9 protein-coding genes, 1 tRNA gene and 1 pseudogene are annotated in these 9,636 nt (G+C 72.8%); 9 read left to right on the top strand and 2 right to left on the bottom strand.

The window, feature by feature from the left end:
• From G3I41_RS15365 to G3I41_RS15335, 7 genes and pseudogenes are all read left to right on the top strand, one after another.
• Window positions 1-328 (top strand): annotated as a pseudogene (locus G3I41_RS15365) (prenyltransferase); the annotation flags it as partial.
• Complete coding sequence (locus tag G3I41_RS15360; protein ID WP_164400767.1) at window positions 325-1,173, top strand: sugar phosphate isomerase/epimerase family protein; 849 nt, start codon at window positions 325-327, stop codon at window positions 1,171-1,173. The pseudogene G3I41_RS15365 and the gene G3I41_RS15360, both read left to right, overlap by 4 nt.
• A 21-nt stretch (window positions 1,174-1,194) precedes the next feature.
• Window positions 1,195-1,863, top strand: coding sequence for an EboA domain-containing protein (locus G3I41_RS15355; protein ID WP_164400766.1), 669 nt, complete (start codon window positions 1,195-1,197; stop codon window positions 1,861-1,863).
• Entirely contained in the window at window positions 1,863-2,711 is an 849-nt protein-coding gene (locus tag G3I41_RS15350; RefSeq protein ID WP_164400765.1) for a TatD family hydrolase, read from the top strand. Before G3I41_RS15355 ends, G3I41_RS15350 begins: the two co-directional genes overlap by 1 nt.
• Before the next feature lie 4 nt (window positions 2,712-2,715).
• A complete protein-coding gene (gene eboE / locus G3I41_RS15345; RefSeq protein WP_164400764.1) occupies window positions 2,716-3,891 on the top strand; it encodes a metabolite traffic protein EboE in 1,176 nt (391 codons plus the stop codon).
• A complete protein-coding gene (locus G3I41_RS15340; protein ID WP_164400763.1) occupies window positions 3,888-5,312 on the top strand; it encodes a nucleotide pyrophosphatase/phosphodiesterase family protein in 1,425 nt (474 codons plus the stop codon). The genes eboE and G3I41_RS15340 overlap by 4 nt, the downstream gene beginning before the upstream one ends.
• Before the next feature lie 7 nt (window positions 5,313-5,319).
• Window positions 5,320-6,483, top strand: a complete 1,164-nt coding sequence (locus tag G3I41_RS15335) for a sugar phosphate isomerase/epimerase family protein (RefSeq protein WP_164400762.1) — start codon at window positions 5,320-5,322, stop codon at window positions 6,481-6,483.
• A gap of 22 nt (window positions 6,484-6,505) precedes the next feature.
• Here the strand turns inward: G3I41_RS15335 and G3I41_RS15330 are convergent, their stop codons facing one another.
• Window positions 6,506-7,810 carry a DUF2254 domain-containing protein gene (locus G3I41_RS15330; protein ID WP_164400761.1) on the bottom strand — a complete coding sequence of 435 codons (1,305 nt, stop codon included), beginning with the start codon at window positions 7,808-7,810 and terminating at the stop codon, window positions 6,506-6,508.
• A gap of 257 nt (window positions 7,811-8,067) precedes the next feature.
• On the opposite strand from G3I41_RS15330, the gene G3I41_RS15325 reads away from it, so the two are divergent.
• Window positions 8,068-8,152, top strand: a tRNA-Leu gene (locus G3I41_RS15325).
• Between the two features lie 109 nt (window positions 8,153-8,261).
• The gene (locus tag G3I41_RS15320) at window positions 8,262-9,083 is read left to right on the top strand and encodes an RNA methyltransferase (protein ID WP_164400769.1); all 822 of its coding nucleotides are present in this window, start codon (window positions 8,262-8,264) and stop codon (window positions 9,081-9,083) included.
• 18 nt (window positions 9,084-9,101) lie between these two features.
• On the opposite strand, the gene G3I41_RS15315 is transcribed toward G3I41_RS15320, so the two are convergent.
• Window positions 9,102-9,636, bottom strand: a 535-nt coding sequence (locus tag G3I41_RS15315) for a class F sortase (RefSeq protein ID WP_239081647.1), incomplete at its 5' end; no start/stop codon positions are given.

Genomic DNA, 9,636 nt, shown 5'->3' with positions numbered 1-9,636 from the left:
CACCGCACCCGTCACCGCGCTCACGGCCGCCGCCGGGATCGGCGCCGCCCTGACGCACGAACGGCGGCCCTCGCGCGGCGCCCCCGGCAGGCTCCTCCTCACCGCGCTCACCGGGGCCTACCTCCGCACCGCCGCACGCCCCCTCACGCACGCCGCGCTCAACCCGTCGCCGCCCCTCACCCAGCGCGCCGTCGGCAGCGGCATCCGTGCGATGATCCCGCTCCAGGCAGCCCTCGCCGCACGCGCCGGAGCAGCCGGGTCCGCGCTCGCCGTCATGGGCCTCGTCCCGCTCGCCCGCGCCCTCGCCCGGAAGGTGAGCCCCACATGACCCTCCGCCTCGGCTACGGCACCAACGGGCTCACCGACCTGCGGCTGGACGACGCCCTCGCCCTCCTCGCCGACCTCGGCTACGACGGTGTCGGCCTGACCCTCGACCACATGCACCTCGACCCGATGGCCCCGGACCTCGCCGCCCGCACCCGCCGCGTCGCCGCCCGGCTGCAGGAGCTGGGGCTCGGCGTCACCGTCGAGACCGGCGCCCGCTACGTCCTGGACCCGCGCCGCAAGCACGGCCCCTCACTCCTGGACCCGGATCCCGACGCCCGCGCGGCCAGGACCGCGCTGCTCGTCCGGGCCGTCGAGGCGGCCGCCGACCTCGGCGCCCACGCCGTGCACTGCTTCAGCGGCATCACGCCCCCGGGCACGGCACCCGACACCGCCTGGCAGCGGCTCACCGGCGCCCTCGCCCCGGTCCTCCGCGCCGCCGAGCGCCACGGGGTCCCCCTGGCGATCGAGCCCGAGCCCGGGCACCTCCTCGCCGACCTCGCCGGCTTCCACCACCTCCGCGCGCTCAGCGGCGACCCCGAGCCCCTCGGCCTCACCCTCGACATCGGCCACTGCCAGTGCCTGGAGCCCGCACCGCCCGTCGACTGCGTGCGCGACGCCGCCCCCTGGCTGCGCCATGTCCAGATCGAGGACATGCGGCGGGGCGTCCACGAACACCTTCCCTTCGGCGACGGCGAGATCGACTTCCCGCCCGTACTCGCCGCCCTCGAAAGCAGTGGGTACGACGGGCTCACCGTCGTCGAACTGCCCCGCCACTCCCACGCGGGCCCCGAACTGGCCCGTTTCTCCCTCGACTTCCTGAACAAGCACCGTCCGTCCCATCGCTGAGACCGCCGAAGGGAGCACGCCGTGACGCCCACCTCCAGGACCCCGCTCCTGACCCGCGAGGAACTCGACACCCTGCTCGACGGAGCCGCGCGCGCCTGGCTCGACGAGGCCCTCGCCGAGGCGGCCCACGCAGCGGCCCACAGGGACACCGCGCCCGCGGACAGTCACGCCGCACCGCCGTGGGAGCTGAGGTACGCCGCCGCCGGCCGGCACTGCGGACGCGAACACGCCGACTCCGTACGCGTCCTGCTGCTCGTCGGGGCCCGTGCCGGCCTGCCGGCCCTGACCCGCCTCTACGAACAGGGCAGCGCCGCCGAACGCCGGGCCGTACTGCTGGCCCTGCCCGCACTGGTTCCCGGCCCGGCCGCCCTGCCCCTCGTCGAGGACGCCCTGCGCACCAACGACACCACCCTCGTCACCGCAGCCGTCGGACCGTACGCCGGAACTCACCTCGGCCCGCACGGCTGGCGCCACGCCGTCCTGAAGTGCCTGTTCACCGGCGTCCCCGTCGAAGCCGTCGACGACCTGGCCCGGAGATCACGCGGCGACGCCGAACTCGCCCGGATGCTGGGCGGCTTCGCCTCCGAACGCATCGCGGCCGGCCGCCCCGTCCCCGCCGGCCTGCACCACGTCCTCGCCCTCACGGCACCCGGCCCATCCGCTTCCACCGCCCCCACGGAGGAGACCTGATGCGCATCTTCGACCCCCACATCCACATGACCTCGCGCACCACGGACGACTACCGGGCGATGTACGACGCCGGGGTCCGCGCACTGGTCGAACCCTCCTTCTGGCTCGGCCAGCCCCGCACCTCGCCGGCCAGCTTCCTCGACTACTTCGACGGCCTCCTCGGGTGGGAGCCCTTCCGCGCCGCCCAGTACGGCATCGCCCACCACTGCACGCTCGCCCTCAACCCCAAAGAGGCGAACGATCCCCGCTGCACCCCCGTCCTCGACGTCCTGCCCCGCTACCTCGTCAAGGACTCCGTCGTCGCCGTCGGGGAGATCGGCTACGACTCGATGACCCCGGCCGAGGACCACGCGCTGGCCGCCCAGCTCCAGCTCGCCGCCGGCCACGGCCTGCCCGCCCTCGTCCACACCCCGCACCGCGACAAGCTCACCGGTCTGCGCCGCACCATCGACGTCGTCCGCGAATCCCACCTCGGCCCCGAGGCGGTACTGCTCGACCACCTCAACGAGACCACCGTGAAGGAGGCCCTCGACAGCGGCTGCTGGGCGGGCTTCTCCATCTACCCCGACACCAAGATGGACGAGGACCGCATGATCGCGATCCTCAAGCGTTACGGCACCGAGAAGGTACTCGTCAACTCCGCCGCCGACTGGGGCAGGAGCGACCCGCTGAAGACCCGCCGGGTGGCCGACGCCATGCTCGCCGCCGGATTCACCGACGACGACGTCGACCAGGTCCTCTGGCGCAACCCCGTCACCTTCTACGGCCGGAGCGGCCGCCTCCACCTCGACACCCCCTCACCCCGAGCACTCCACGAGGGCAACTCCATCCTGCGCGGAGGGGAGTGACGCCATGCGCTTCCGCCACCCCGACGGAACCGTCGTCCACCTCGCGTACTGCACCAACGTCCACCCCGCCGAAACCATGGACGGCGTCCTCGCCCAACTCCGCGACCACTGCGAACCCGTACGCAGGAGGCTCGGGCGCGACCGCATCGGCATCGGCCTCTGGCTCGCCCGGGACGCCGCCCGCACCCTCGTCGACGATCCCTCGCGACTGCGTTCCCTGCGCACCGAGCTCGACCGCCGCGGCCTCGAAGTCGTCACCCTCAACGGCTTCCCGTACGAGGGATTCGGCGCCGAAGAGGTCAAGTACCGGGTCTACAAGCCGGACTGGACGGACCCCGAGCGGCTCACCCACACCACCGACCTGGCCCGACTGCTCGCGGCGCTCCTGCCCGACGACGTCACCGAGGGCACCATCTCCACCCTGCCCCTCGCCTGGCGCACCCCGTACTCGGGCGATCCCGAAGCGGCCCGCACCGCGCTCGACGCGCTCGCCACCCTCGGCTCACACCTCGACGCACTCGCCGACATCACGGGCAAGTCCGTCCGGATCGGCCTCGAACCCGAACCCGGATGCACCGTCGAGACCACCGCCGACGCCATCGCCCCCCTCACCGCCGTCGGCCACCCGCGCATCGGCGTCTGCGTCGACACCTGCCATCTCGCCACGTCCTTCGAAGACCCGGACACCGCCATCGACGCCCTCGACGAGGCCGGCATCCCCACCGTCAAGGCGCAGCTGTCCGCCGCCCTGCACGCCGAACACCCCCATCTCCCCGAGGTGCGCACCGCCCTCGCGGCCTTCGCCGAACCGCGCTTCCTCCACCAGACCCGGACCGCCACCGCCGCCGGACTGCGCGGCACCGACGACCTCGACGAAGCCGTCACCGGGGAGATCCTCAGCGACAGCACCCCGTGGCGCGCCCACTTCCACGTACCGCTGCACGCACCGCCCGCACCCCCGCTCACCTCCACGCTGCCCGTCCTCCGCGCCACGCTCGGCCGGCTCGTCGGCGGTGCCAGACCGCTCACCCGGCACCTGGAGGTCGAGACGTACACCTGGCAGGCGCTTCCCGCCGGACTGCGCCCCCGCACCCGCGCCCAGCTCGCCGAGGGCATCGCCGCCGAACTCGCCCTCGCCCGCGACCTCCTGACCGACCTCGGCCTCAAGGAGCTGCCATGACCACCGCCGGGGCGGCCGCCCCGCCCACCCCCCTCCTCGTCCTCGACGTCGTCGGGCTCACCCCCCGCCTCCTCGACCACATGCCCCACCTCAAGGCTCTCGGACGGTCCGGCACCCGGGCCCCGCTCGGCACGGTCCTGCCCGCCGTCACCTGCGCCGCCCAGTCCACCTTCCTCACCGGAACCACCCCCGCCGAGCACGGCATCGTCGCCAACGGCTGGTACTTCCGCGAACTCGGCGACGTCCTGCTGTGGCGCCAGCACAACGGACTCGTCTCCGGCGACAAGCTCTGGGACGCCGCCCGCCGCGCCCACCCCGGTTACACGGTGGCCAACATCTGCTGGTGGTACGCCATGGGCGCCGACACCGACTACACCGTCACGCCCCGCCCCGTCTACTACGCCGACGGCCGCAAGGAACCCGACTGCTACACCCGCCCGCCGGCCCTGCACGACGAACTCACCGAAAAGCTCGGCACGTTCCCCCTCTTCCACTTCTGGGGGCCCGGCGCCGACCTGGTCTCCTCCCAGTGGATCATCGACGCCACCCGCCACATCCTGGACACCCGCCACCCTGACCTCGCCCTGTGCTACCTCCCGCACCTCGACTACGACCTCCAGCGCTACGGCCCCGACGATCCGCGCGCCTTCCGGGCCGCGGCCGATCTGGACCGCGCGGTGGCTCCGCTCCTGGACGACGCCCGCCGCGAGGGACGTACCGTCGTCGCCCTCTCCGAATACGGCATCACCCGGGTCGACCGGCCCGTCGACATCAACCGGGCGCTGCGCCGCGCCGGACTCCTGGAGGTCCACACTCAGGACGGCATGGAGTACCTGGACCCGATGGCGTCGAGGGCCTTCGCCGTCGCCGACCACCAGATCGCGCACGTCTACGTGCGCCGGCCCGAAGACCTCGGAGCCGCCCGCGAGGCCCTGGCCGGACTCCCGGGCGTCGGCCTCCTCCTCGACGACGAGGGCAAGAAGGCACACGGCCTGGACCACCCCCGCTCCGGTGAGCTGGTCGCCGTCGCCGACCCGGACGCCTGGTTCACGTACTACTACTGGCTCGACGACGACCGCGCGCCCGACTTCGCGCAGCTCGTCGAGATCCACCGCAAACCCGGCTACGACCCCGTCGAGCTCTTCATGGACCCCCAGGACCCGTACGTCCGGGTCAAGGCGGCCACGGCCATCGCCCGCAAGAAGCTCGGCATGCGCTATCGCCTGGCGGTCGTGCCGCTCGATCCCTCACCCGTCCGGGGCAGCCACGGCCGCCTCCCCCCGAGCGACGAAGAAGGGCCGCTCATCCTCTGCTCCACCCCCCACGCGTTCACCGGACCCGTCCGGGCCACCGAAGTGAAGTCCCTGCTCCTCACGCTGGCCGGTTTCCCCGGGGACCGGCCGAGCCCCGAACGAAGGTAGACCCATCATGACCGTGTACAACGACGCACCCGCGACGGACGACGGCCTGCGCCGCAGCCTCGGCGTCAGCCGCCGGCGCTTCCTCAGCACCTGCACCGCCGCCGCGGCGACGGCGATCGCCGCGCCCGTCTTCGGCGCCTCGCCCGCCTTCGCCCGCCCCGGACACGGCCACGGCCACGACCGCGGCCACGGCCACGGCCAGGCTCTCGTCCCGGCGGACAAGCGGGGCATCATCCTGTACACCGTGCGCGACGCCACGGGCCGGGACCCGCTCAGCACCGGCCTCCCCTCGGGCTTCCGCGAGGTCTTCAAGCAGCTGGCCCGCTTCGGCTACCGGCAGGTCGAGTTCGCCGGATACGGCCAGCACGCCAACGCACCCGGCGGCGGCAACCTCCAAACGGTGGCGGGTGCGAAGCTGCTGCGCGCCTGGCTGGACGAGTACGGCCTGCGCGCGCAGGGCAACCACGGCTTCATCCCGTCGTCCTGGCCCCTGAACCAGAGCGACCTGGACGAGTTCAAGCGGAACCTGGAGATAGCGAACATCCTCGGCATGGAGCACATGGGCACCGGTGGCGACCCCACCGGCAGCGCCTACCGGGCCGACTGGGACGTGGCCGCCGACAAATGGAACGCCCTGGGGCAGATCGCACGCCGTGCGGGCATCAAGCTGTACACGCACAACCACGACGCGGCCTACGGCTTCCTGCTCGACGGCGGGCCGCTGGACGCGCAGGGACGGCCCACCCGCAGCTCCGGCGTCCGCAAGCTGGAGTACTTCCTGAAGGTCACCGACCCGAAGGCCGTCTGGTTGGAGATGGACGTCTTCTGGGCGCACGTCGCCCAGTACAAGTTCCACACCTACACCGCCCCCGACGGATCGCAGCGGGAGAACGTCTTCGACCCGGCGGCCCTGGTCCGCCGCAACAACAAGCGCTACCCGCTGTTCCACGCCAAGGACGGCGTCGCCAACACCAGCAGTGGCGACGGCTACGACATGGTCCCGTTCGGCACCGGAGTCATCGACTACCGGACGTTCTTCTCCCGCGTAGGACAGGCCCAGTACCGCAACCCGATGGTCGAGCAGGACAACGCACCGAGCCCGACCGACCCCGCGCAGTCCCTGGACCACGCGCGGATCGGCTACGAGGGCATCGCGGCGCTGCGCAAGTAGGGAGAGGCCCGGCGCGGCCGCGTCAGCCGATGCCCTGCCGGTCGGGCAGCAGCGAGAACTCCCGCTCGCCGGCGTCCGGCACCGCGTGCTCCACCGCCTGAACGAGGAGCGTGCGGTGCCGGACGAGCGGCCCCCGCCGGTCCGGCCCGGCCAGCGGCACCAGGTCGTCGATCCCGGCGAGCATCCGCCGCGTCACCTGCGGGGCGCCCGCCGCACACCGGCGCACCTCCTCGAAGCCCAGGTCCACCAGGTCCTCCCACCCCGGCACGTCCTGTACCAGTCGCACCGCCCCCTGGCGGTCGCGGTGGTGCACCGTGCCCAGCGGCAGCCGCACCGCCGCCGCCAGGAACTGCACGATCCGGTCCAGGCACTGCACGGCCGTCGTCGGGTCGTTCACCGCTGGGGACAGCGCCCGCAGCGCGATGTCCGACAGCTGGCGCAGCCCGAACGCCAGGTCCTGGTGCAGGGTGCGCTCGACCCCCACCGACACCGTGTACCGCAGGGTGCGCCGGGCCGGCGCCGTCCCGCCGTGCACGGCGAGCACCGGCGTCCCCGGCACCACGAAGTCCCCGAGCCGGGGGATCAGCCGGAGCACCACGCCCTGGCGCCGGGCGGCCCGGACCAGCCGGGCCACGTTGACGTCGCGGAGCACCCCGGCCCGCCCCTCGTACAGGATCTGCCCGGTCTCCTCGGGCAGCGGCTCCCCGCTCGGGCGTCCGGTGGGCATCCGGCCCAGAACCCGGAAGGTGTCCCGGGCGATGCGGTCGAGGACGGGCCCGTTCTGCATCAGGCGCAGCGTGGAGCTCACGTACGCGATGAAGAGGAGCAGGCTCAGCCCGACGAGCAGGGCGGTCAGCACGCTCTGCACGAACGGCAGCGAGGCGACCCGGCGCGGGTCGGTCTCGCTCTCGTACGAGCTGAGGACCAGCAGCGAGAACACGAACGTCGCGAGGAACACCGACAGCGTCAGCTTGCTGATCCGGCTCCGTACGAAGATCCGCACCACCCGGGGTGTGAGCTGGCCGCTCGCCATCTGCACGGCGACCAGCGAGATGCTGAACACCACACCGATGAAGGTCATCATCGCCGAGCTGACCGTGACGACGATCTGCTTGGTGTCCTCGGCGACCTTCACCAGATCCGCGATCTCGTCGTACGCCTGCTCCTCGCGCAGGTACGCGATGATCCGCTCGTCCAGTGCCGAGGCGGCGAACCAGAGCGCGCACGCGCAGACCAGCGTCAGGGCCGGGGCGAACCAGAACGTCTCGCGCAGGTGCTCGCGCAGCGGCGACAGTGTGCGGGGAGGACGGGACCCTCGATCACTCATGCAGGCGAAAGTAACCCGCCCCGCGCGGCCACCCGTGGAACCAGACGCCGACCCTCCGGCGGCACGGTCCGTACGTGGGCGGCGACGGTCCGTACGGGCGGGGAGCGGCCCCTCGGCCGAAACGCTCCCCGGAGCCGCCCGCACCGCACTGACCAGCGCAATGATCCCCGGGGGCCACCCGCTATCCAGGTGAAAGGCACCCCAAACCCCTGGTATTGTTTTCTTTGTCGCCGCGGGAAACCGGGGCGGATCACCTGGTCCGGGTGGCGGAATGGCAGACGCGCTAGCTTGAGGTGCTAGTGCCCTTTATCGGGCGTGGGGGTTCAAGTCCCCCCTCGGACACTCATCCAGTTCCCACGGTTCATCGCGAACCGTGGGAATTTCTGGTTTCCGGGGCGGCCCGCACCGCCTCCGGAGCGGCCGATCACCCCTTGGAGGACCCCCGGTGGCTGTGCAGCGGATCACGACCCGCAACGCCCGCTTTCAGCAGTTCCAGACGCTGCTCACCAACCGGACCAAGCGCGGACGCGCCGGCGAGTTCATCGTCCAGGGCGTCCGGCCGATCACCATGGCCGTCGAGCACGGCTGGACCATCCGCGCCCTCCTGTACGACGCGAGCCGCCCGCTCTCCCGCTGGGCGGAGGAGCTGGTGCGCGGGATCGCCACGGAACGCATCGCCATGGCCCCCGACCTGCTCGCGGAGCTGAGCGAGAAGGCCGAGGGCGCCCCCGAGGTCCTGGCCGTGGTCGGGATGGAGCCGGACGACCTGACCCGCATCCGGGTCGACGAGGACTTCCTCGGCCTCGTCTTCGACCGCCCGACGCAGCCCGGCAACATCGGCAGCATCGTCCGCTCCGCCGACGCCTTCGGCGCCCGCGGGCTCATCGTGACGGGGCACGCGGCCGACCCGTACGACCCGAAGGCGGTCCGCGCGACGACCGGCTCCTTCTTCGCCCTCCCCGTCGTCCGCACCCCCTCCCACCGCGAGGTCGGCGACTGGCTGGACGCCGAGCGCGACCGGGGCCGCCCGGTCCTCGTCGTCGGCACCGACGAGGACGGTGAGTGCGACGCCTCCGAGTTCGACCTGACCCAGCCCGTCCTGCTCCTCATCGGCAACGAGACGGCGGGCCTCAGCAACGCCTGGCGCGAGCGCTGCGACCACGTCGTCAGCATCCCGATGACGGGCTCGGCCAGCTCCCTCAACGCCTCGAACGCGGCGTCCATCGTCCTGTACGAGGCGCGGCGGCAGCGGCTGGCGAAGCGCCGGGGCTGAAGGCGTCCGACGCCCCGGTCACTTCCGCTTCGCGTACACGATTAGGTTGTCCACCGGGTGCCCGGCGGCGTCGAACGCGCCGTCGCAGGTGATCAGGCGCAGGGCCCGCTCCGTGGTGCGGCCGTAGACACGGGCCGTCGGGAAGGCGTTCTTGCGCACCGTCTCGCGGGCGGTGACCTCGAAGCGGACGTCCGTGCCCCGGGCGTCCCGGACCACGATCTCCGCCCCCTTGGCGATCTTCTTCAGGTCGTGGAAGACGGCCCGGCCGAACCGGGTGTCGTTGTGCCCGATCAGCACCGCCGCGCCGGGCTCGCCGGGCACGGCGCTCCCCGTGTACCAGCCGGTCGTCATGCCCTGGTCGGCCGGCGGGACCTCGACCGTGCGGTCCGGATTGAGGCCGAGCCGCATCACGTCGCTGTCCACGCCCAGGGACGGGATGGAGACGTGGGCGGGCGGCCGGGCGGTGGCGGTGGCGCTGGGGGCGGGTGCCTCGGCGGCCGCCGCCGACGCGGGGGCCTTGGAGGGCCGCGGGGCGGGGTCGCCGGAGCAGCCG

It is taken from the genome of Streptomyces sp. SID9727 (assembly GCF_010550605.1).
GTDB lineage: Bacteria > Actinomycetota > Actinomycetes > Streptomycetales > Streptomycetaceae > Streptomyces.
The sequence above is the reverse complement of the archived record's forward strand: the minus strand, read 5'-3'. Positions and strand labels throughout refer to the sequence as shown.